This is a genomic window from Kribbella antibiotica, assembly GCF_004349055.1.
In the GTDB taxonomy this organism is placed as follows: Bacteria; Actinomycetota; Actinomycetes; order Propionibacteriales; family Kribbellaceae; genus Kribbella; species Kribbella antibiotica.
This window is the reverse complement of the sequence record NZ_SMKX01000090.1, coordinates 14331-35202: the sequence shown is the minus strand read 5'-3', so window position 1 is coordinate 35202 and position 20872 is coordinate 14331. Positions and strand designations below refer to the sequence as shown.

At 66.5% G+C, this 20872-nt stretch carries 25 protein-coding genes; 12 read left to right on the top strand and 13 right to left on the bottom strand.

What is annotated here, in order from left to right:
* A partial coding sequence (locus E1263_RS26595; RefSeq protein WP_165956754.1) for a transposase occupies nt 1-235 on the top strand: 235 nt, incomplete at its 5' end.
* Nucleotides 236-548: 313 nt separating this feature from the next.
* Here the strand turns inward: E1263_RS26595 and E1263_RS26590 are convergent.
* The 7 genes from E1263_RS26590 to E1263_RS26560 are packed head-to-tail and all read right to left on the bottom strand — an operon-like array spanning nt 549 to nt 8241.
* Nucleotides 549-1559: an NUDIX hydrolase gene (locus E1263_RS26590; protein ID WP_132172103.1), complete on the bottom strand. Its 1011-nt coding sequence runs from the start codon at nt 1557-1559 to the stop codon at nt 549-551.
* A gap of 42 nt (nt 1560-1601) precedes the next feature.
* A complete protein-coding gene (locus E1263_RS26585; RefSeq protein ID WP_132172101.1) occupies nt 1602-2444 on the bottom strand; it encodes an amidohydrolase family protein in 843 nt (280 codons plus the stop codon).
* Nucleotides 2441-3958 (bottom strand): sugar ABC transporter ATP-binding protein, encoded by a 1518-nt coding sequence (locus E1263_RS26580; RefSeq protein ID WP_132172099.1) that lies wholly within the window; start codon nt 3956-3958, stop codon nt 2441-2443. The genes E1263_RS26585 and E1263_RS26580 overlap by 4 nt, the downstream gene beginning before the upstream one ends.
* Entirely contained in the window at nt 3955-4950 is a 996-nt protein-coding gene (locus E1263_RS26575; RefSeq protein WP_132172097.1) for an ABC transporter permease, read from the bottom strand. The genes E1263_RS26580 and E1263_RS26575 overlap by 4 nt, the downstream gene beginning before the upstream one ends.
* Complete coding sequence (locus tag E1263_RS26570) at nt 4947-6071, bottom strand: ABC transporter permease (RefSeq protein WP_132172095.1); 1125 nt, start codon at nt 6069-6071, stop codon at nt 4947-4949. The genes E1263_RS26575 and E1263_RS26570 overlap by 4 nt, the downstream gene beginning before the upstream one ends.
* Entirely contained in the window at nt 6068-7156 is a 1089-nt protein-coding gene (locus E1263_RS26565) for a mandelate racemase/muconate lactonizing enzyme family protein (RefSeq protein ID WP_132172093.1), read from the bottom strand. Before E1263_RS26565 ends, E1263_RS26570 begins: the two co-directional genes overlap by 4 nt.
* Complete coding sequence (locus tag E1263_RS26560; RefSeq protein ID WP_132172091.1) at nt 7153-8241, bottom strand: sugar ABC transporter substrate-binding protein; 1089 nt, start codon at nt 8239-8241, stop codon at nt 7153-7155. Before E1263_RS26560 ends, E1263_RS26565 begins: the two co-directional genes overlap by 4 nt.
* Nucleotides 8242-8379: 138 nt before the next feature.
* Here E1263_RS26560 and E1263_RS26555 point away from each other — a divergent pair, with 138 nt between their 5' ends.
* Genes E1263_RS26555 through E1263_RS26545 form a run of 3 tightly spaced genes read left to right on the top strand, consistent with a single transcriptional unit; the run spans nt 8380 to nt 10604 of the window.
* On the top strand, nt 8380-9075 hold the full coding sequence (locus tag E1263_RS26555) for a GntR family transcriptional regulator (RefSeq protein ID WP_165956753.1): 696 nt from the start codon (nt 8380-8382) through the stop codon (nt 9073-9075).
* A 37-nt stretch (nt 9076-9112) separates the two neighbouring features.
* A complete protein-coding gene (locus E1263_RS26550; RefSeq protein WP_132172089.1) occupies nt 9113-9961 on the top strand; it encodes a fumarylacetoacetate hydrolase family protein in 849 nt (282 codons plus the stop codon).
* A gap of 37 nt (nt 9962-9998) precedes the next feature.
* Nucleotides 9999-10604 carry a class I SAM-dependent methyltransferase gene (locus E1263_RS26545; protein ID WP_132172087.1) on the top strand — a complete coding sequence of 202 codons (606 nt, stop codon included), beginning with the start codon at nt 9999-10001 and terminating at the stop codon, nt 10602-10604.
* Here the strand turns inward: E1263_RS26545 and E1263_RS26540 are convergent.
* Nucleotides 10582-11484, bottom strand: coding sequence for a LysR family transcriptional regulator (locus E1263_RS26540; protein ID WP_132172085.1), 903 nt, complete (start codon nt 11482-11484; stop codon nt 10582-10584). The genes E1263_RS26545 and E1263_RS26540 overlap by 23 nt on opposite strands.
* A gap of 84 nt (nt 11485-11568) precedes the next feature.
* Between E1263_RS26540 and E1263_RS26535 the strand changes: the two genes are divergently transcribed.
* From E1263_RS26535 to E1263_RS26515, 5 genes are read left to right on the top strand one after another with little or no spacing between them, the layout of a single operon-like run.
* On the top strand, nt 11569-12510 hold the full coding sequence (locus E1263_RS26535) for a family 2A encapsulin nanocompartment shell protein (RefSeq protein WP_132172083.1): 942 nt from the start codon (nt 11569-11571) through the stop codon (nt 12508-12510).
* On the top strand, nt 12485-14290 hold the full coding sequence (locus E1263_RS26530; RefSeq protein WP_132172081.1) for a family 2A encapsulin nanocompartment cargo protein cysteine desulfurase: 1806 nt from the start codon (nt 12485-12487) through the stop codon (nt 14288-14290). The genes E1263_RS26535 and E1263_RS26530 overlap by 26 nt, the downstream gene beginning before the upstream one ends.
* Nucleotides 14291-14339: 49 nt before the next feature.
* Nucleotides 14340-14717 (top strand): VOC family protein, encoded by a 378-nt coding sequence (locus E1263_RS26525; RefSeq protein WP_132172079.1) that lies wholly within the window; start codon nt 14340-14342, stop codon nt 14715-14717.
* A 49-nt stretch (nt 14718-14766) separates the two neighbouring features.
* Nucleotides 14767-15360: a helix-turn-helix domain-containing protein gene (locus E1263_RS26520; protein ID WP_132172077.1), complete on the top strand. Its 594-nt coding sequence runs from the start codon at nt 14767-14769 to the stop codon at nt 15358-15360.
* On the top strand, nt 15357-15821 hold the full coding sequence (locus tag E1263_RS26515) for a hypothetical protein (protein WP_132172075.1): 465 nt from the start codon (nt 15357-15359) through the stop codon (nt 15819-15821). The genes E1263_RS26520 and E1263_RS26515 overlap by 4 nt, the downstream gene beginning before the upstream one ends.
* Nucleotide 15822: 1 nt before the next feature.
* On the opposite strand, the gene E1263_RS26510 is transcribed toward E1263_RS26515, so the two are convergent.
* Nucleotides 15823-16194 (bottom strand): hypothetical protein, encoded by a 372-nt coding sequence (locus tag E1263_RS26510; protein ID WP_132172073.1) that lies wholly within the window; start codon nt 16192-16194, stop codon nt 15823-15825.
* A 158-nt stretch (nt 16195-16352) separates the two neighbouring features.
* On the opposite strand from E1263_RS26510, the gene E1263_RS26505 reads away from it, so the two are divergent.
* From E1263_RS26505 to E1263_RS26495, 3 genes are read left to right on the top strand one after another with little or no spacing between them, the layout of a single operon-like run.
* Nucleotides 16353-16586, top strand: coding sequence for a hypothetical protein (locus tag E1263_RS26505; RefSeq protein WP_132172071.1), 234 nt, complete (start codon nt 16353-16355; stop codon nt 16584-16586).
* 23 nt (nt 16587-16609) lie between these two features.
* Entirely contained in the window at nt 16610-17122 is a 513-nt protein-coding gene (locus E1263_RS26500) for a DUF6879 family protein (protein ID WP_132172069.1), read from the top strand.
* 38 nt (nt 17123-17160) lie between these two features.
* Nucleotides 17161-17994: a helix-turn-helix domain-containing protein gene (locus E1263_RS26495; protein ID WP_165956752.1), complete on the top strand. Its 834-nt coding sequence runs from the start codon at nt 17161-17163 to the stop codon at nt 17992-17994.
* Between the two features lie 138 nt (nt 17995-18132).
* On the opposite strand, the gene E1263_RS26490 is transcribed toward E1263_RS26495, so the two are convergent.
* The 4 genes from E1263_RS26490 to E1263_RS26475 are packed head-to-tail and all read right to left on the bottom strand — an operon-like array spanning nt 18133 to nt 20872.
* Entirely contained in the window at nt 18133-18501 is a 369-nt protein-coding gene (locus tag E1263_RS26490; RefSeq protein WP_132172065.1) for a hypothetical protein, read from the bottom strand.
* A complete protein-coding gene (locus E1263_RS26485) occupies nt 18498-19559 on the bottom strand; it encodes an alpha/beta hydrolase (protein ID WP_132172063.1) in 1062 nt (353 codons plus the stop codon). The genes E1263_RS26490 and E1263_RS26485 overlap by 4 nt, the downstream gene beginning before the upstream one ends.
* 12 nt (nt 19560-19571) lie before the next feature.
* On the bottom strand, nt 19572-20120 hold the full coding sequence (locus tag E1263_RS26480; RefSeq protein WP_132172061.1) for a histidine phosphatase family protein: 549 nt from the start codon (nt 20118-20120) through the stop codon (nt 19572-19574).
* Entirely contained in the window at nt 20117-20872 is a 756-nt protein-coding gene (locus tag E1263_RS26475; RefSeq protein WP_132172059.1) for a CbtA family protein, read from the bottom strand. The genes E1263_RS26480 and E1263_RS26475 overlap by 4 nt, the downstream gene beginning before the upstream one ends.

Sequence of the window (20872 nt, the reverse complement as noted above, 5' to 3'; positions counted from 1 at the left end):
TGGCCAGACCCACCGCCACCGCCTCAACCGAGGCGGCGACCGGCAAGCCAACAAAGCGCTCTACGTGATCGTCATCAGCCGACTCCGCCACGATCCACGCACCCAGGCCTACGCAGCGAAACGCACCGCCGAAGGCCTGTCAAAGAAAGACATCATCCGCTGCCTCAAACGCCTCATCGCCCGCGAGATCTACTACGTCCTACGCCAACCAAACCCCAAGCCAACCGCTGCTTGACATCCATAGGAGCATCCAACCACCCGCTTCCCACCTCGCGAGCCCCTCTCCAGGCTCAGCCACCGACGACCTCCGAAGTTGGTGAGTGTCTGGAGTCCGGCTGGTCCACCCGCCAAACGGGACCGCCGCCACGTGCCGCCCGGTGGGTTCAATCAACAGCCGCGACACGTACGCCGACATCGACTGGCGGGAGATTGCCGCCAGCAACCGTTTTCCGCCAGCACACTCAGCACATTCGACGGCATACCCGCGCCCGAGTTGGCCCTGATGGTGCGCGAGGCAGCCGACGGAATCCGTGAAGGCCATCAAGAGATCAAAGGCTGGTTCGGGACCGCCAGAGTTCCAGAGCGATCAGCGGAGCCAGGTAGTTCCAGGAGTGGGAACCGTCAGGGGTCTTGCCGCCGGTGATGATCGACGAGATCGCGCGGGGGCGGAGTGGGCACCAAGCCATCTTGTCGTGTTCGTAGACGCTGTGAGACTCGCCGCGACGCTCGCTGATCTCGGCCTCGGTGAGGTGCGAGCGGACCAGGTTGACGGTGGCGAAGCTGCTGGACTGCCGGCTCCAACCTAGCCAGGTGATCAACGGCTCGGGAGATTTCAGGTCGGCGGCGGTCAGGCTGAGCTCCTCCTGCAGGCCGCGCATCGCGACCGCGTGCAGGCTCTCCGCCGCGCCTGGTTCCGCGGAGTACTTCATTGTCTCGTTGATCCCCACCGTCCACTCCGCCGGGAAGACCCGCACGGTCCGGGATCGACGCATCAGCAGAACGGTTCCCTCACGACTCAGCACCGAGACGCAGGCGGTGAGCGAGGTGGGAGGCACGCTGTCGAGGAACCCGTCCAACGGTCCGGCGAGCGCGGTGTCCAGGCGTTCCTTCAGCTCCGGATCGGTGGCGTAGATCTGGGCAGTGGCCAGTGTCTCTGCATAGTCGCTCTCGGCGACACGGATCCCGAACTGCTGACCAGCATGGCTTTCGTAGTGATCCACGGCCAGGGCGGTGAGGTACGCCGTACTGCCGGCGTCGCCACGAGCCCGGTGGCTCTCGACCTGCTCGTGCCAGACGTCCTCGTCAAACAGATGCGCGCGGGGCGACCATCCTTCGTACGTCGTCTCGATCCGATCGGGCGTCAACTTCCGGCTCTTGGACCAGGTCACCAGCGTGACAAGACCATCGGTCTCCACGTCATGGTCACGAGCTTCACGGGTGAGGGCGCTGCGCCGCAGGATCTGCGGGACCCGGGCCGACCCGTGCTTCACGATGTCGTAGATCGCGTTGACGCCGATGCCTGCGAGAAGTGCCCCCAGCGCGCCGACCACCCACTCCAAGACGTCCCCCTGTCATCGGTCAATCACTGCGAGCAGCCCAGACTAGAGGAGGTTGTAGGTGGTGGTGGCTGTGGTGGTGAAGATGGCTTGGCGTTCGGTGGGGGTTAGGTGGGTGGTGAGGGTTTCGGCGGTGGCTACGACGGTGGGGTAGTCGGCTGCTAGGAGGCAGACGGGCCAGTCGGAGCCGAACATGACGCGGCCGGGGGTGAAGGCGTCGAGGACTACGTCGGCGTAGGGCTTGAGGTCGGCGGGAGTCCAGGTTGACCAGTCGGCCTCCGTGACCATGCCGGAGAGTTTGCAGGTGACGTTGGGAAGGGCCGCCAGGGCGCGGAGCTCGGTGGCCCAGGGGTCGAGCGGTCCGCCAACGGCGGGCTTGGAGATGTGGTCGACGACGAAGGACAGCTGCGGAAGGGCTTGAGCTGTCTTGATCGCAGCTGGCAGGTGCGGGGTCTTCGTGAGGAGGTCGTAGACGAGTCCGGCATCGGCTACAGCGGTGAGGCCGCGTTGGACGTCGGGGCGGAGAAGCCAGTCGAGGTCTGGCTCGTCGTGGACCTGGTGGCGGATTCCCTTGAGGTACTGGCCATCGGGGCGAGCCTGAAGCTCAGCCAGTACGTCGGCAATGTCGGGCGCGGCCAGGTCGACCCAGCCGACCACACCGGCGACCAAGTCGTTGCTAGCAGCAACTTCCAGGAACTCGCCGGTCTCGGCGAGGACGCCGACGGTCTGCACGAGCACCGTCGCGGTGATGTCAGCGGCCGCGGCGAGGGGTGCCAGGTCTTCGGCGGTGAAGTTGCGGCGGATGGGCTCGAAGTCGGGGCCGACCATCCAGGTCTGGTCCCGGACGGACAGATCCCACACATGGTGATGGGCATCGACCCTGCTCATGCGGCGGTGGTTCCTTCGGCGTGGATGAGGCGGATGACCTGCTGGCTCATGTGGTCGTAGTTGTGGTCATTGGGGAGCTCGCCCTGGATCCGGTGGTCGCGCATGACGACGACGCGGTCGGCCAAGGTGATCATCTCGGGCAGGTCCGAGGTGATCAGCAGGATGGCCAGGCCGTTGGCGGCCAGATCCCAGATCAGGGTGTGGAAGGCGTCTTTGGTGCGGACGTCGATGCCGACCGTCGGCTCGTCGATGATCAGGATCTCGGTTTGGGCCGCGAGCCATTTGGCCAGCGAGACCTTTTGCTGGTTGCCGCCGGAGAGGGTGCCGACCAGTTGGGACGGGGAGGCGATCCGGATGCCGAGTTGCTCGACGTACGAGGTGACGATGGCCGTCTCGGCCTTGGCTGGGACATAGCCGAGGGGTTTGCGGAGGCGGTCCCAGATGGTGACGGCGATGTTGCGGGCGACCGACTGCTCCAGGAAGACGCCTTCTTCCTTGCGGTTCTCGGTGACGTAGCCGATCTTGTGGTTGCGCAGGGCGTCGCGCACGGTGCGGATCTTCACCGCCTTGCCGCGGACCAGCACCTCACCGGCAGTGATCCGGTCGAGGCCGAGCAGCGCCTTGGCCAGCTCGCTGCGGCCGGCGCCGACCAGCCCGTACAGGCCGACGATCTCGCCGGGGCGCACGGTGAGATCCACCTCGGCGTGGCCGGTCGCCGTACCGACTCCGCGGAGCTCCAGGATCGGCGCGACCGAGGTGTCGACGGTTCGCTCGGGGAGGTTGAGGGCCTCGTGGACTCGGCCGACCATGAGGTCGACCACCTGGTCGCGGGTCAGGTCGGACAGAGCTCCGCCGGAGAGGACCGATGCACCATCGCGGAGCACGGTGACGGTGTCGCAGATCTGGAAGACCTCTTCCAGCTTGTGACTGACGAACAGAACCGCGCGACCGTCGTCCTTCAGCTTCTGCACCACCCGGAATAGCAGAGCGGCTTCGTTGGGGGTGATTGACGCGGTTGGCTCATCGAGCAGGAGCACGCGACTCTCGATCGACAGCGCCTTGGCAATCTCGACCAGTTGCGCCTGCGCGACCGACAGCTCCGTCACGGGCTGGTCCGGATCGATGTCGAGCTCGAGCTCAGCCAACCAGCGCGAGGCCTCGGAGCGGATCGCAGAGCGGTCGATGAGACCGCGGGAGGTTGGCAGCTTCTGGAGCAGGATGTTCTCCCCGACCGTGAAGCCGGGGATCAGGTTGCGCTCCTGGTGCACCACGCCGATCCCGGCCGAGGCCGATTCGTGCGGTGACCCGAAGGACACCTCCTGCCCGTCGAGCAGCAACCGGCCGCCATCAGGTCGGTAGAGGCCGGTGATGACCTTGATCAGCGTTGACTTGCCGGCACCGTTCTCACCGAGCAAGGCATGGACGGAACCGGCCTCCAGTGACAGCGTCACGCCATCGAGAGCACGGACACCTGGGAAGACCTTCACGATCTCCGAAGCCTGGAACAGCGTCATGACACACCTCCGGCTACCGCCGCGTCGGGCGATTTCACCACCGACCGCCGGTCCTGCCGGCGCGTCCGGACCTGTCCGAGCACGACCGAGCCGAGGACCACGGCACCGACCACGAAGTTCACCCACGAAGGCTCGAGCGAGAACTCGGCCCGCGCGGTGTCCACGAATCGCACGATGAACGCCGCCAGCACCGTCCCCAGCACGACGGCCGAACCGCCCGTGAGCAGCGCCCCACCGATGATCGGCGCAGCGAACGACGGCAGCAGCCAGTCGCCACCGATGCTCTTGTTCACGCCGGGCGATGACGCGACGGTGAGAATCGCGGCCACGCCGAGAATCGCCCCGGACAACGCGTGCGCGACGATCACCGAGCGGTCATTGGAGATTCCGGACAGCCGCGCCGCGATCGGGTTGCCACCGGAGGCGAGCAACTGCCGCCCCGGCACGGTCCGCTTCAGCAGCACCGCAAGCAACCCGGCCACGATCAGCGCGACCACGAAGATCCACGGCACGACCCCGAAGATCGCCGCCGCTCCGAACGTCTTGAGCCCTTGTGGGTAAGCGTCGACAGTCCGTGTCCCGACCAGCCGATACTGCACGCCGAGCAGGATTGTCATCGTCGCGAGCGTGACGATGAAACCGTTGATCCGGGTCAGCACCACCAGAACACCGTTCAGCAGACCGACCACCCCGGCGAGCAGGAAGCCGATCAGCAGCGCCAGCGGAACCGGCACCCCGTGATCGGCCATGAGCACGCCCATCGCCGCCGCCGCGAATCCACCGATCGCGCCGACGGCCAGGTTGAGCTGACCCACCGCAAGAACCACCATTTGAGCCAATCCGATCAGGATCGGCACCGCAAGGAACTGAAGTAGCACTCGTGAGGAATTCGCTGCGAGCAGGTCACCGCCGGAGGCGATCACCAGGCCGATGAAAAACACGATGCCGATGACGAGCAACGTCATCTCGGTCGAGCGGGCGAAGCGCGTCATCGCGGTTCTCCTTCGCGCTTGGGCGGCGGCGGTGAGGTCAGCGGCGGACCGCCGAGCACGCTCCGATCGGAGAGCAGCGTGCGGACCCGGTCGGTGGAGAGCGCGACCAGCAGGATCAGGCCCAGGTAGATGTTCAGGCTCTCCAGCCCGACGCCGAGCAGATCAAGACCCTTACGGATCACCGAGGTGAGCGCCGTACCGATCAGCGTGCCCCAGATCGAGACGAATCCGCCGGCCAGCAAAGTGCCGCCGAGGATCGGACCGAGGAACGACGGCAGCATGAACTCCTCGCCGATCGTCGCCTTGATCGAACCGGTCGAGACGGCCAGCATGAATCCGGCCAGTGCGGCCAGGCACCCGGACATCGCGTGCGCGGTGATCACGCGGCGGGCAGTCGGGATGCCGGACAGCTCAGCAGCGCGCACCGACGAGCCAGTCATCAGCAGCTCTCGCCCGAGCCGCGTCCGCGAGTAGATCCAGCCGACAACCACCATGGCAACCACAGCGAAGAGCGCCAATTGCGGTACGGCGGGCGACCCGCACACGTTGCCGACACACACATCCGCGAGCGAGTAGTTCCGCAGCTCCCGCATCCCCGGCGGCTTGACCACGAACGCCGCATTGTCGGTCAGCGACGTGTAAACGAGCGGAATCATGCCCAGCAACAGGAAGTCGAGCGCCAGCGTCACCACGAACGAGTTGACCCCGGTCCGCGCGATCACCCAGCCCGCCAACGCACCAATCGCCGTACCGGCCACCAGTCCCACCAGGAGACCGGAGTACAGGGTGAGATGAAACAGGTCGTAGGAGATGCCGGTGATCATCATCGAGAAGGCAGCCATCCGGCCGACGGCCAGATTCATGTGCCCGATCGACAGCACACACAGCTGTGCCAGCCCGACCACAGTGAACATCGCGATGTCGCGCAGCAGCGGGAAGATCACCAGCTGCTGGTTGAAGAACGCCGGCCGCAACACACCGAACAGCGCACCCAGCAGTACGACGAGCAGTAGCAAGCCGATCCGCTGGTTGGCCCACCAGGGTGTACCGCGCGGCGGCTTTTCGACCGGTGCATCCTCCTGCAACGCCTGCGTCGCCGTCTCCGATACCGGCGCGCTCATGAGACCCGCCGATCGTCGATCGCGTCGGAGTCCCAGTCGATCCCCAGGCCTGGCACATCAGGCGCAACCGCGTGTCCGTCCACCACAGCCATCTCAGAGCGAGTGATCGCTCGCAGCTGCGGGATGTGCTCGACGTACCGGCCATTCGGTACGGCAGCAGTCAGGCTGACGTGGATCTCCATCAGGAAGTGCGGACAGACCTCGATATTGAACGCCTCAGCCAGATGCGCGACCTTGAGCCACGGGGTGATCCCGCCGATCCGAGCCACGTCGACCTGAACGATTCCGGCGCCACCAGCGGCGACGTACTCGCGGAACTGCGAGATCGAGTACAGCGACTCACCCACAGCGATCGGAATCGAGGTGGACTCGGCCAGCCGCACATGCCCGGTCACATCGTCGGCCGGCAACGGCTCCTCGAACCAGGTCAGGTCCACCGCCTCAAACGCAGCAGCCCGGCGCTTGGCCTCGGCGTACGTCATCGACTGGTTTGCATCAACCATGATGTCGAGCCCGGGCCCAACAGCATCCCGTACGGCGCTCAGCCGCTCCAGGTCCTCGTGGACGCGCGGCTTACCCACCTTGAGCTTCACACCGGGCCAACCGGCCTTCTGGGAAGCCAGAGCGCCCGCAACGAGCTCGTCCGTGGTCAGGTGCAACCAGCCGCCCTCGGTGTCGTACAGCGGCACCTGCTGGCGGTAGCCGCCAGCCAACCGCCACAACGGCTCAGCAGCCCGCAGACACCGCAGGTCCCACAGCGCAGTGTCCACAGCAGCCAGCGCCAACGAGGTGATCGCACCAACCGTCGTGGCGTGCGTCGACCAGAACAGGTCCGACCACACCGCCTCGACGTTGCGTGCGTCCTTCCCGATCAGTCGCGGCAACAGGTGGTCCCGCAGCAAAGCCAGTACGGCGCTGCCGCCCGTACCGATCGTGTACGAGTACCCCAGGCCGCTCAGCCCATCAGCCGTCTCCAGCGAGACGAACACCGTCTCCTGCTTCAGGAACGACTGCACGGCATCGGTGCGTACCGTCTCGACCTCAAGATCGACCAGGTACGCCGATGCCTTCGCAATGATGCTCACTGGCAGCTCAGCTGCTTCTCGAAGTCGGTCTGCAGCGTCTTGGTCTTCGCCTTGCGCTCGTCGTCGTACGTGTCGACGTTGGCCTTGGTCACCACGAACGAGCCGGAGTCCACGATCACACCGGGCGTCTTCATCGTGCACTGCTTGGACTGCAACAGCGCGAGCAGCCAGCCACCGACGTACGCCTGACCCACCGGGTTCTGCGTGACGGTCGCAGCGACGCCGCCGGACTTGATCCCGGACAGGATCTTCGCGTCGTCATCGATCGCGACGACCTTGATCGGAAGCTTGCTGGAGGCAACACCGTCCGCCGCGGCAACGGCCGGGTTGTACGCCGTGGTGACGATGCCCTTGATCTCCTTGCCCTTCGAGGCAAGCAGGTCGGCGACCGCCTTCTGCGCGGTGGACAGGTCCTTGTCGATATCGGTGATCACCGGCAGCTCGGTGACCTTGCCGTTCGTCTCCGCAACCGCCTTCTTCACCCCGGCGATCCGGCGCTGCGTGTTCGAGTCGACGTTGTTGCCGGTCAGGTGCACGATCGTGCCCTGGCCACCGATCGCCTCGATGGTTGCCTTGGCCGCCTTGTACGCCGCCGCTTCGACATCCGTGGACAGGCAGAAGTCGGCCGCGTTCGTGTCACCGGCCGGGCAGGAGGCCAGCGAGCCGACCGCGAAACCCTTCGCCTTCAGATCCTCGAAGGTGGAGTTGATGTCGGTCGGCGACACGCCGAAGATGCCGAACGCGTTGTACCCCTGCGCGGCCAGCGAGCTGATCACGTTGTTCTGCTTGCCCTGGTCCCACTCGCCGGTCTCGTTGAACGTGACGCCGCCGAGTTTGAAGTCGGTCTTGTCGGTGTCGGCGGTGGTTTTCCACGGCTGGAAATAGGGGTGTGCACCCCCCGGGATCAGCGCTAGCTTGACCTGGGAGCCGTCCTTGAGGGTCACCGGTCCCGAACTGGACCCGGTGGACGCGTCATCCTTCGGGGCGCCGCCGGACGGGGAATCGGCGGGTTTGGTCGTGCAGCCGGTCGCGACGAGCGCGAAAGCAGCGACGCAGAGGGCGGTTCGGCGGAGAGCGACGGTCATGAGCGGACTCCAGATCCTATAGGATATTGCGAACCTGATGCTGCCGCCTCACACTGGAGCCGTCAAGACTCGTCGAGGTAACGATGCGAGTCGGGCAGACTAGGTCCCTGAGTAAGAGGGGTTCGGGAGGAGTGCACTGTGACTGATGCGCACGTGGGTCTGGCGGGGCAGTTGACTCGCTTGCCGCAGCGACAGGTGCTGAGCGACGACGTCTACGAGACCGTCAAGGGCCTGATCATGGACAGCGTGGTCGAGCCGGGCACCCGGCTGAACATCGACGCCCTGACCCGTGAGCTCGGGATCTCCCAGACCCCGATCCGGGAGTCGCTGGCCCGGCTGGAGTCCGACGGACTGGTGATCAAGGAGCCGCTGCGCGGTTACCGGGTGTCATCGATCCTCAGCCGGCCCGAGTTCGAGGACCTGTTCGAGTTCCGGCTGCACATCGAGCCGTGGGCGGCCGGTCGGGCGGCTCAACAGGCCGGCACCGAGGACCTGGTCCGGCTCAAGGACGAGATGCTGAGCTACACCGACGTACCGGACCGGCCGGCGTACGAGAGCTACCGGGCGATGGCAGCGCACGACCAGCGCTTCCACGACCTGGTCCTGGAGCTGGCCGGCAACGAGACTGCGCGGCTGTCCTTCGCCCGCACCCACTGCCACCTGCACCTGTTCCGGCTGTACTACGGCGGTGGGATCGCGACAAAGGCGTTGCGCGAACACAAGACGGTGGTGGCCGCCGTGCGCAAGGGCGACCCCGACGAGGCGGCCGCGGCGATGCGGGCGCACATCGAGGCGTCCCGCGAGCGGCTGCGGCCGATGTTCGACAAAGAGTGATTCCGTCCTGAAGACCTGATCATCCAGGGAGATATCTGTGGAACTGCTGCGCCTCGGCGCGGTCGGCGAGGAGCGCCCGTACGTGCGCGCCACCGACGGCACCGTCTACGACCTGAGCCCGCTGACCGCCGACATCGACGGCGCCTTCCTGGCGAGTGACGGCATCGCCCGCACCCGCGCCGCGCTGGAGGCCGGTGCGCTGACCGCAGCCTCCGCTGACGGTCTGCGGGTCGGCGCCCCGATCGCCCGTCCCGGCGCCGTCGTCTGCATCGGCATGAACTACGCCGCCCACGCGGCCGAGTCCGGATCCGCGCCGCCGAAGCAGCCGATCGTGTTCTTCAAGCACCCGAACACCGTCGTCGGCCCGTACGACGAGGTCCTGGTCCCGCGCGGTTCGGTCAAGACCGACTGGGAGGTCGAGCTGGCCGTCGTCATCGGCAAGGAAGCCCGGTACGTCGAGACTGACGAGGAAGCGCTCGCCTGTGTCGCCGGATACACCGTCTCGAACGACGTCTCCGAGCGTGCCTTCCAGATCGAGGAGTCGGGCGGCCAGTGGTCCAAGGGCAAATGCTGTGAGACGTTCAACCCGCTCGGCCCGGCGCTGGTCCCGGCCGACGAGGTCGATTCCACCAACCTCGACCTCAAGTCCTTCGTGAACGGCGAGCCCCGCCAGGACTCGAACACCCGGGACCTGATCTTCTCGGTCGCCACGCTGATCCGCGACCTCTCGCAGTACATGGTCCTGAGCCCCGGCGACATCGTGAACACCGGTACACCGGAAGGCGTGGCGCTGTCCGGCCGCTTCCCGTACCTGTCCCCCGGTGACGTGATGGAGCTGGAGATCGCGGGTCTCGGCAAGCAGAAGCAGACCCTCGGCAAGGCGTAAATCAGTTTCTGTCGGCGCGGCCTTCTAGGGTCGCGCCATGACAGACGCACTTGCGAGGATCAGCACGTCATACGACACGGTTGCCGTCTCGTACGCCGAGCGCGTGGTGGACGGTCCCGAGTGGGAGATCGAAGGATTCGACCTGGTCACGGCACTCGCTGATGATCGCCCGATCCTGGATGTCGGCTGCGGACCCGGCCGTACGACGGGCTTGCTGTCGGAGCGTGGACCCGTGGTCGGGCTAGACCTGTCCCCCGGGATGATCGAGGTGGCCCGGCGCGACCACCCCGAACTCGACTTCCGCGTCGGCTCGATGACGGCTCTCGAGTTCCCCGACGAGTCCTTCGGCGGCGTGGTCACCTGGTGGTCGATCATCCATCTGCCGCGCAACGTCGTACCGGTGGCGTTTGCGGAGTTCTATCGCGTGCTCGCACCGGACGGCGTCCTGCTGATGGGTTTCCATGTCGGCGAAGACTCAACCCACAAGACCTCCGGGTACGGCGACCTGCCGATGGACGTCTATGTCCACCGCTGGCTGCCCGAGCAGCTGACCGAGTTCGCAGTCGCCGCCGGCTTCACGCCGTACCGGGAGGTCGAGTATCCGGAAGACCGGTTGATGTTCAGGAAGGCCAAGCTGGCTTAGCGATTGTGGCGTTGAGGGCGTCGAGGAGCACCTGCGCCGGCCGGGAGGCGGGCGGTTTGCCGTGCACGGCGGTGATGACCTGCCGGGCCAGCCCGGGGACGCGGTCGAGTCTGACCTCCGGGTGCCGATTCGCAACCAGAGTGAGGCCGGGCATCAAGCTGACACCCAGCCCGGCCGCGACGAGAGCCTGCACAGCAACATAGTCCTCGGTCTCGAAATCCACGCTCGGCTTGAAGCCGGCGTCGTCGCAGGCACCCACCAGGTGCTCCCGGCAGCGCTCGCATCCCGCGATCCAGCGGGCGTCGCCGTAGGTTGCCAGCTCCGCGCGCGGTCCGGCCCAGGACCGGTTGGCTGCAGTGACGATGTACAGCGGCTCGTCGAGCAGCAAGGTCATCGTGATGTCGCGGCGATCGGCCTGGGGCGGGTCGCCGTGCTCGAAGATCAGCGCCACGTCGACGTCGTTGTTCCGCAGAGCGCTCAGCGCGGCCGGCGGCTCGGCCTCGACCAGCGTCAGCTCGATCCCGGGATGCTGCTCGGTGATCAGCGCCGCCGCCCGCGGCACGAGCGTCGCCAGGGCCGAGGGGAAGGCGGCCAGCCGGACCCGGCCGGTCTTCAGCTCGGACAGCTCGTCGAGCTCGGCCTGCGCCGACTCCACCTGGGCCAGGATCGACTCGGCCCGGTCCACCAGCAACCGGCCGGCGTCGGTGAGCCGGATCCCGCGCCCCATCCGCTGCAGCAACGGCACGCCGGCTTCAGCCTCAAGTTTTGCCAGTTGATGGCTGACCGAAGGCTGGGCGTAATGTAAGGCCTCGGCCGCCGCCGTGACCGAACCTTCGCGGGCAACCGCCACCAAGACGCGCAACCGGCCAAGGTCGATCATCCACGAATCATATAGCCGTTGCTGTTGACAGCCTCGAAAATCCGCATTAGTGGACACCCGCGCGCGCTGCCAGGATTCGTGCCTATGACGACCCTCGCGAACAATCCATCGTCGCAGTCGACCTCGGTCAGTGACGCGGCCGCCCAGAACCTGGCCAACAAGACCAAAACCGCGCCGCAGATGGCGAGCATCACGCCGCGGTGGCTGGTGCATCTGATGTCCTGGGTCCCGGTCGAGGCCGGCATCTACCGGGTGAACCAGGTCGTTCACCCCGAGTCGGTGAAGATCCAGTGCGACAACCTCGACGAGTCGCCGCTGGCGCAGACGTTCGTCGACTACGAGCGGGAGCCGAAGGAGTACCGGCTCAAGGCGGTCCAGACCATCCTGGACGTCCACACCCGGGTGTCGGACCTGTACTCGAGCCCGCACGACCAGGTTGCCCAGCAGTTGCGGCTGACCATCGAAGCGGTCAAGGAGCACCAGGAGAACGAGCTGATCAACAGCCCGCAGTACGGGCTCGTGAACAGCGCCGCGGAATCACAGCGCATCTCCACCCTGGGCGGCCCGCCGACCCCGGACGACCTGGACCGCCTCATCACCAAGGTCTGGAAGCAGCCGGCCTTCTTCCTCACGCACCCCGAGGGCGTGGCCGCCTTCGGCCGCGAATGCACCCGGCGTGGCGTGCCGCCGGCAACGGTCAGCATGTTCGGGTCGCAGTTCCTGACCTGGCGCGGTCTGCCGATCATCCCCTCGGACAAGGTCCCGGTGGAGAACGGCAAGACGAAGTTCCTGCTGCTCCGCACGGGCGAGAGCCGGCAGGGCGTGATCGGTCTGTTCCAGCCCGGCCTGTCCGGTGAGCAGGGGATGGGGTTGTCGGTGCGGTTCATGCAGATCGACCGCAGCGCGATCGCGTCGTACCTGATCTCCTTGTACTGCTCGCTCGCAGTACTGACCGATGATGCGCTGGCCGTGCTGGACGACGTCGAGGTGGAGAAGTTCCATGACTACGCCCCCGTCTACCGCTAACGGTCAGGCGCCGGACTGGCTGCCCGACGAAGCGACCCTGAGCCGGATGGCCGGTGAGTTCTTCGCCGCCATCCCAGGCGCCGGTGCGCCTCACAACGGCGACTTCCCGGCAGCAGACGTCCCGCCGCCGGCGCCGATCGCTGGGCCGAGCCCACAGGGAAGCTTGCCCTCGGCAACAGCTCCGGCTTCGTACGGGACCACAGCGGCCGGGCTCACCTACAGTCCGGAGTTGCCGGTGCAGGCGGAACTGCCGGCCGGGCCGGATCTGTCCGAGCTGGCCGGCCTGGCGATTGCCGCCTCCGCGGCGACCGCCGTACCGGCTGTGGCTTCGCCCGAGGTACCGGCGGCGCCGAGTGCTCCTAGCGCTCCGGACGCCGGCGCGTTCTACTTCCTGTCCGGGAGGCAGCTCCCATCGACACCTGCGGCTCCGAGCTTCGGACGCTTCGAGGTTCCGACGTTGCTGCCGCCCGCTGCACCGGCAGTGGACAGCGGGCCGTTCTACTTCCTCGATGCCGAGCACCCCGCAGTACCCCAATTGCCGCTGGATCCGCACCCGGCCTTCGACGTGCACGCCGTACGACGGGACTTTCCGATCCTGGCCGAATTGGTCAACGGGCGCCCGCTGATCTGGTTGGACAACGCGGCGACAACCCAGAAGCCGCAAGCGGTCCTCGACCGGCTGATGCATTTCTACTCGCACGAGAACTCCAACATCCACCGTGCTGCCCATGAGCTCGCGGCGCGGGCGACCGACGCCTACGAGCACGCACGGAACACCGTGGCGAAGTTCATCGGTGCGGGTTCGGCCGAGGAGATCGTGTTCGTGCGCGGCACCACCGAGGCGATCAACCTGGTCGCCAAGGCCTGGGGTCCGGCGAATATCAGTGCGGGCGACGAGATCGTCATCTCGCACCTCGAGCACCACGCCAACATCGTGCCGTGGCAGATGCTGTGTGAGCAGACCGGCGCCGTACTGAAGGTCATCCCGGTCGACGAGGACGGCCAGGTACTGCTGGCGGAGTACACCAAACTGCTCTCCAGCCGTACCAAGCTGGTCTCGGTCACCCATGTCTCCAACGCACTCGGAACCGTGGTCCCGATCGAGCAGATCATCGAACTCGGCCACCGGGCCGGGGCGACCGTGATGATCGACGCGGCGCAATCGGTGCCACACGTGCCGATCGACGTGTCCTTGCTGGGCGCGGATTTCCTGGTCTTCTCCGGTCACAAGATCTTCGGACCGACCGGGATCGGCGTCCTGTACGGGCGCAAGGAGGTCCTGGCGGACATGCCGCCGTGGGAGGGCGGCGGCAACATGATCGCCGACGTCACCCTCGAACGGTCCGTCTTCCAGCCGCCGCCCGGGCGGTTCGAGGCCGGCACCGGGAACATCGCCGACGCAGTCGGGCTGGGCGCTGCGCTGGAGTACGTGCAGCGCATCGGTCTGCCGAACATCGCGGCGTACGAACACAGCCTGGTGGAGCACGCCACCGAGTGCCTCCGGGCGATCCCCGGACTCCGGCTCGTCGGTACGGCGGCCGAGAAAGCCAGCGTGGTGTCGTTCGTCCTGGACGGCTACGAACCCGTCGAGGTCGGTACGGCGCTCAACGAGGACGGGATCGCGGTTCGGTCCGGCCACCACTGCGCACAACCGATCCTGCGCCGTTTCGGCCTGGAAGCGACCGTGCGGCCGTCGTTCGCGTTCTACAACACCCACGACGAGGTCGACGCACTGGTGACAGCCGTCAGCCGGCTGTCGGCCCGCAAGCACAACAGGTAGGTCGTTTTCTCGATGGTCATGGCCCCCAGGCGTCAGTAGCCTCGGGGCCATGACCTCACGCGTCCGCACGGTGACCTTCGATACCCACGACCCCTACGAACTGGCCGGCTTCTGGCTGCAGGTGCTGCGAGCACCGCGGCCCGCCGACGACGAGCCAGGTGACCCGGCAGCATCAGTAGTGACTGACACGATGACCCTGCTCTTCGAGCAGAACAACGACGTGAAGGCCGGCAAGAACCGCCTACACCTCGACCTGGAACCAGACGGCTCGCGCGACGAAGAGGTCGAGTGGCTCCTCACCCTCGGCGCCACCATCGCCAACGACCGCCGAAACCCCAACGGCACCGGCTGGGTAGTCATGCACGACCCCGAAGGCAACGAGTTCTGCGTCCTCCGCAGCGCCGCCGAACGCGCTGCAACCAGATGACTACCCGGAGCACGCGACTATCTAGTTGCCGCATAGTACTATTCGATATGTGAATGCCGTTCCGTCGGCGCTGATGCCGATCTTTCGCTCTGAGGCGCAGGCAAGGATTCTGGCCTGGCTACTGCTGGTGCCTGACCGTGAGCAGGCCATCGCGACGCTTGCGCCGATCGCCGGAGTCGTCCAATCCAATACCCTTCGCGAGGTCAACCGCTTGGTCGAGGGTGGACTGCTGCGCGAACGCCGCGCCGGCAACACCCGCTTGGTCGCAGCCAACACGAGCAGCCCCTACTTCGAGCCGTTGGTGCAAATCCTCGGCCGGGCCTACGGTCCCGCCGTCGTCGTGCCGCAGGCGTTGTCTGAGATCTCCGGTATCAAGCTCGCCGTCATCATCGGCTCCTGGGCTCGGCGCTACCACGGGGAGCCCGGCCCGCCCCCGAACGACGTCGACGTGATTGTGGTCGGCGAGCCTCAACCCCGTGCGCTGCGCCGAGTCAACGCACAACTCGAGGAGCAACTCGGCGTCCCCGTCCAGCTCACAGCAGTTACCTCCGAGGAATGGGTCGGGCGAACAACAGGCTTCATCCAAACCGTCCAGAGCAACCCTTACCTGACAGTCATTGACAACACCGGAGTCGAACAGTGAACGCCGCAGCCCGCGCAACCATCGCCAGCCTGATCAGCGAAGGAGCGGTTGAACGAGTCCCGGTCGACGAGTCGGTGACCAGCAATCTCCTGCGTCAGGCCGGCAATCACCTGCGCACCGCGGCAGCAGGCGCTGAGGACGGCGACCCCGAGGGTGCCTTCCAGTTGGCGTACGACGCCTGCCGCAAGATCAGCCTGGCCCTCGTGATGGCCACCGGCCTGCGGCCAAAAGGCCAGTCTGCTCACGTGATCACCTTCAATGCTGCAGCCGCCATCGCCTCCAACTTCGGAGCCAGCAGGGTCGTCATCGACGCAGCTGAGCTCCGCTACGTCCGTCACGGTGCGGAGTACCGTGCCGAAACAGTCGGCGCCGCCGACATGGAAGACGCTCTTGCCATCGGCAACGAGCTGCTCAAAACTCTCCAGCCTGCGATCGAGCAGATCCTTCAGTCATCAAGCTGAACTACAAGTTCGTCGGTACGGCGTGAGTTTCGCGCGTGAGGTAGCGGACGATCGCCGCGGTGTGGTGGTTGAGGTGTTCGTTCGGGTTGTCCCAGGTGATGTAGATCCAGTCGGGTCCTGAGCTTTCGGCGGTGCCGGCGCCGTAGTCGAAATGGTGGACGCGCTGGCCTGCCGTCAGATCGCACCATCGCAGTTCATCGACCGGCGGCCGGCGGCCGGCGGACAGCCGATGCTCGTAGGACGGGCCAGCCTCGTTCGGTGAGCTCGACGGGCTGCCGCTCGACTGGTGGATCGAGGAGCTGCCGAATCGTCCGCACGCACTCTTCGGACGACCGGCGCTCGTCGAGGAGCCGACGCACCTCTGCAAGCACAACTTCCGGCGCCTTCATTGAGATACCCCTCCCGCTCGAGCCTGGCGATTGCCATCTTGCCCAGAACTACCCAGAGCGATGGGTTGACTTGGGTCATTGATACTTACCCACGGCGGGTGGGTGAATGGTGGCTCGATCGCTCAACTCTGTGGAGGACTCCATGACGCTGCGTCTGATCGCTCACGAGGATGCTGCCGACTCAACTGGTAAAGACGGCTGCGCACGAGTCTGGTTCGACGACTCACAGGGTGGTGGTGTGCTCGTGCAGCTCTACGAGGTGCCCGACGGGCTTCAGCGGATTGCGCCTGCGGAGATTCCGGCTGGTGAGCTGCTCGGGCGCCTGCCGGTGGCGACGCTCCTTGAAGCGGCCGATGCGATTCGGGCGAGCCGTTGATCACTCGGCTCGACAGAAAGAACTTGATCGAGTTGTACGACGGAGCGCGGCGATCGATCTTTAGGATCGAGCTGCTCCAGTCGTACGACTGGCCGGACGAGGCGGATCGCATCGCGGAGTGGCACGAGACCGGGAAGGTCAGTCCGTCGGCCGACTCGCAGTGGCAAGAGGTGGCAGATCAGATTGCGGCCGGTTGTACGAACACATTGCTGCACGTCATTGACCTGCCGCTGAACGACTACCTCCGCTACGAATTTGCGGCGTACCGAGCGGATAACCTGGCGACCGGACAGGGCGTGCGGATCGCTCTTCGTGACAGTCATCCTTCGCTGGCCGAGATCCCGTCCGAGTTCGCGTTGTTCGACGACACCGTGGTCTGGTACCGCTACGACATAGCGAGCGGTGTCAAACTCGGCTGGGAGCTGGACGACGATCCCGCCGTACTGGCGAGCTGTCAGGGCTACCGCGATCTGGCGATGGCACACTCCAAGCCTCTACTGCAGTTCATTGACGAGTTGAAGGACGGTCAGCGGTAATTCCTCCGCCGTACGGAAGTGAGAGCGCGGTCCGCCGGGTGAAGCTTGGTGGACTTCTTCGTGGCGCCCGGAAGCTGGCAGGTCTGTCCGGTGTGAATCTCGCCGAGACCTTGAGCCTCTCGCAGTCGACGCTTTCGCGGATCGAGTTGGGGCAAGCAGCCGTTTCGCCAGACCTGGCTGCATCCTGGGCGGCCGTCTGCAGACTCGACCCAGAGCGCACGGCTGAGATCACAGCGCTTGCAGAACTCATCGCCACCGATGTTTACCCGGCGCCTTGGCATGGCCAGGTCAGCGGCGGAGTTGCTCGCCTTCAGCAAGACATAGCAGCCGTCGAAGCGACCGGGCGGCTGCATCTCGATTGGCATCCGCGGTTGGTTCAAGGCCTGCTGCAGACACCTGACTATGCCCGCGAGATCTTCCGGTGTGTCTACCCGGACGGACCTGAATTGCAGGCTGCCGTCGCTGCGCGGATGGCACGGCAGTCACTCTTGTTCGACTCGGGTACGACGCTTCGGTTCCTCATCGGCGAAGCAGCACTCCGCTGGCCGATCGAGACCACCCGGACGCTGGTGTCACAGCTCGATCGGCTCCTGCTGTTCCTTGCCGACGGCACTGCGGACATCGGGATCGTTCCGTTCAGTACACCGTTCGGCGCGTTCTCGTATCACGCGTGGAGCGTGCTCGCCGAGCGCGACGAAGGACTACCCGACCTGGTGGAGATCGGCCTCGAGACAGCCAACGTCGACATCACCGACCCGGAGCAGACCGCCGCCTACCGCGACGCGTTCGAGCGGATGTCTGACCTCGCCCACACCGGTGATCGAGCAGTGGATCTGATCCGCCGGATCCGTCACGAGCTCATCGAAGGGTGATTGCGTTCTAAGCGGTGGTTCCGCTGATAGCGGACCGCCATCACCCACCAACTCCGCACGGCTGGCGAAGTTCACGCTCAGCGCGCCCTGCCCGGACAGCTCGGAAGCGAGTTAGTGGGTGATGCAAGTCCGCATCACCTATTCGAGCGGGGCTTCGCCGGTGAGGGTTAGGCGCCAGTCGGTGGTCCAGGCGTGGATGGCTACGTCTAGGCCGTCACGGGTGGCGGTGGCTCGGTGGTGTCCGTCATCGGGGGGTTCTACGGCGGCGGTCCAGCCGCGGGCGCGGAAGGCTTCGGCTGCTGCCATCACCGCGGCGGCTGGGTCGGGGGCAGTTGGGTTGCCGGTTTCTACGGTGATGCGGGTGAGGGTGGCTTCGCCCCGGCCGTCGAAGAGGACGCCGGGGTTGATCGGGCCGGGGTCGTGGGTGACGACCGCCTGCTGATCCGGTACGGCGGCCGCTGCCACGGCGAGGAGTTCGTCGCGGAGGGTGTCGCGCGGGGTGGTCATCGGCGTGGTCCCTCCGGTTGACGGGGTCGGGTGTTTCCGGCGCGGGCGGCTGGGTGCGAGGGGGTGACAGGGACCGGGCGGCGGGCGGTTGGGGGCGCCAGGCCGTCGTAGACCTTGTGGGCTACGCCGGCGGCTTTGTTGAGGACCGTGCCCCAGGCGAGTTTCGTTTCTTGGCCGCGGGTGGTTTCGGTGGTGGTGATGGCGGCCAGGTCGCCGCGGACTACGCGGCCGATGTTGCGGAGGGCCTCGCTGTTCACGCGGTAGTACTCGTTGTGCCAGTGCACCGAGACTGCTTCATCGCTGTTCGTCGCCATCCGGATCGCGTCCGGGAAGGTGGCCGGGTCAGGACCGTGCCATTCGGAGTACGAGACATAGTCGCCGGGCGCGCGTTCGACGTACAGGCGGGTGGGGGCCGGGACGAAGTCGGCGGCTTCGTTGACGTACTTGGTGATACCGGGTGAGCCGGTCAGGACGACGCGGTCGGCGCGGGCGCCGTTCAGGAGGGCTTGGCCGACGACGTCGGTGCCGTAGGAGTGGCCGACGAGGGTGGTGGTGGCGTCGGTGAGGTCGTCGAGTTCGGTCATGAAGGCGGCGAGGCGCGGGCCGCCGTCGAGGGCGGCCTGTTTGCTCGCGGCCTCGACGAAGCCCTGCGGCGAGTCGTAGTCGAGCCAGGCGATGGTCGCTGTCCCCGGGCCGGCCTCCGCACGGATCAGGTCGGCCCGGTCCGACTGACCACGGAAGGTCTCCAGGCTGTTGCCCATCCCAGGAACCAGTACGGCGACATTCTGGGCCTGCTGGAGATCGCCGATGACCTCAACCGCCCGGCCTTGGCCCGAAACGTCGACCGAGAGGAACTGGCGTGGGTGCTCGACCGCGATGACGTTGCCATGGGCATCGACATCCGTGCCTTTGCGCGGGGTGAGCAGTTCGGCGACCGTCTCGAGCCGTTTGCGGTCGTGAGCGGTCGCCGTACCGGTGTCGACGGCGTGCTGGAGGCGTTGCTGGGCGGCGAGCAGGCGCGCGTGGTTCTCGCGATACCGCGAGGCGAGCTCAGTCATCCGCCACACCAATCAGCCGAAGGCCAGGGACCAGCTGCCAGTGTGGTGGGACAGCTTGACCGTTGCCAAGGGCCGGACGTCCACATGCCGCAACGACTCCGCCGGAGCGTCGAGCACATAGAGCACGACTGCCCGGACGACAGCAGGATGGACAACCGCCACGAACCTGCTCTTGTCGTCCCCGGCCGCGATGTCCCCTAGCCAGTCCGCGACGCGGGTGATGACGTCGTTCTCCGTCTCACCACCGGGTGTCGCCGTGTGCGGTCGCTCCAACCAGGCGGCCACGGGGGTGGGGTCGGCGGCCAGCAGCTCCTCGAGGCCTTGGCCGGCCCAGTCGCCGTAGTCGCGGTCCCGGAGGGCCGACTCGACGACTGGGGTGAGACCGAGGGCCTCAGCGGTCGCCAGCGCGGCCGGCTCGGGTCCTGCGTAGGCAACGTCGGCCTCGAGCTTCAGCTCGCGTGCCGCCGAGAGGCTGGCCGGATCCGGGTCGGGTGCACCACCGAGAACGAGGCCGCGCAGCGCGGGGGTGAGTGCGTGGGCGACCAGCGTCAACGAGCTCAAGCATTTACCTTCTGTTCGGATGGCCGGCGGGCCACCGTGGCGGCGTACCCGAAACCGAGCAGGAGCCACAGCGTCGCCTGCGTACCGAGCGAGGCGAACCGGAACTGCCAGAGAAGCGTAGCGGGGAACGTGTCAGGAACCTCGTTGATCCGCGGCAGGATCAGGTACGCCGCGACCACGGTCACCACGAGTCCGACGACCCCACCGGCGAGGCGGGCCACATCGCCGTACCGGGCGGCCCAGCGGGACAGCGCCACGCCGGCGCAGACCGCGAGCAGGCCGATCACGATCGTCAGCAGATAGGTCACCGTACGGCGGGTGATCGTCTCGGGATCACCGACGGCCGGTGGGTTCGGCGGGTACTTGAGGAACGGGACCAGGACGATGCCAATGAAACCGGCGGCGGCCAGGCCGAGGGCGGCGTACGCGTCGTTGCCGGTCCGGAGCTTGCGCCGGAGCAGCGTGAAACCGACCGCGAAGATGCCGCCGAGGGCGACACCGGACAGGCCGGTGGCCAGGAACAAGCCCGCCTTCTGGCCGCTACGGCTGACCAGGGGCGCTTCTTCCTCTGAGGAGGAGGCGGCGTGCTCGTCGCCGTGATCATGGGTGTGCGCGCCTGCGTTGGCCTCTTCGATCGCGATCGCGGCGTCAACCCGCGGCTCGCCCATCACATAAGCGAAGGTTCCGGCCAGCAGGCCGGCGAAGAGTCCGACGATCAGTCCGCGCACCAAGAGTTGCCCGAAGGTGCGCAT

Bases quoted from the DNA above. Each gene is read 5' to 3' on its own strand.
- E1263_RS26585 (WP_132172101.1), bottom strand. From the start codon at position 2,444: ATGAGCAGGGTCGATGCCCATCACCATGTGTGGGATCTGTCCGTCCGG.
- E1263_RS26580 (WP_132172099.1), bottom strand. From the start codon at position 3,958: ATGACGCTGTTCCAGGCTTCGGAGATCGTGAAGGTCTTCCCAGGTGTC.
- E1263_RS26575 (WP_132172097.1), bottom strand. From the start codon at position 4,950: ATGACGCGCTTCGCCCGCTCGACCGAGATGACGTTGCTCGTCATCGGC.
- E1263_RS26570 (WP_132172095.1), bottom strand. From the start codon at position 6,071: ATGAGCGCGCCGGTATCGGAGACGGCGACGCAGGCGTTGCAGGAGGAT.
- E1263_RS26560 (WP_132172091.1), bottom strand. From the start codon at position 8,241: ATGACCGTCGCTCTCCGCCGAACCGCCCTCTGCGTCGCTGCTTTCGCG.
- E1263_RS26545 (WP_132172087.1), top strand. From the start codon at position 9,999: ATGACAGACGCACTTGCGAGGATCAGCACGTCATACGACACGGTTGCC.
- E1263_RS26540 (WP_132172085.1), bottom strand. From the start codon at position 11,484: ATGATCGACCTTGGCCGGTTGCGCGTCTTGGTGGCGGTTGCCCGCGAA.
- E1263_RS26535 (WP_132172083.1), top strand. From the start codon at position 11,569: ATGACGACCCTCGCGAACAATCCATCGTCGCAGTCGACCTCGGTCAGT.
- E1263_RS26530 (WP_132172081.1), top strand. From the start codon at position 12,485: ATGACTACGCCCCCGTCTACCGCTAACGGTCAGGCGCCGGACTGGCTG.
- E1263_RS26525 (WP_132172079.1), top strand. From the start codon at position 14,340: ATGACCTCACGCGTCCGCACGGTGACCTTCGATACCCACGACCCCTAC.
- E1263_RS26505 (WP_132172071.1), top strand. From the start codon at position 16,353: ATGACGCTGCGTCTGATCGCTCACGAGGATGCTGCCGACTCAACTGGT.
- E1263_RS26490 (WP_132172065.1), bottom strand. From the start codon at position 18,501: ATGACCACCCCGCGCGACACCCTCCGCGACGAACTCCTCGCCGTGGCA.
- E1263_RS26485 (WP_132172063.1), bottom strand. From the start codon at position 19,559: ATGACTGAGCTCGCCTCGCGGTATCGCGAGAACCACGCGCGCCTGCTC.
- E1263_RS26475 (WP_132172059.1), bottom strand. From the start codon at position 20,872: ATGCGCACCTTCGGGCAACTCTTGGTGCGCGGACTGATCGTCGGACTC.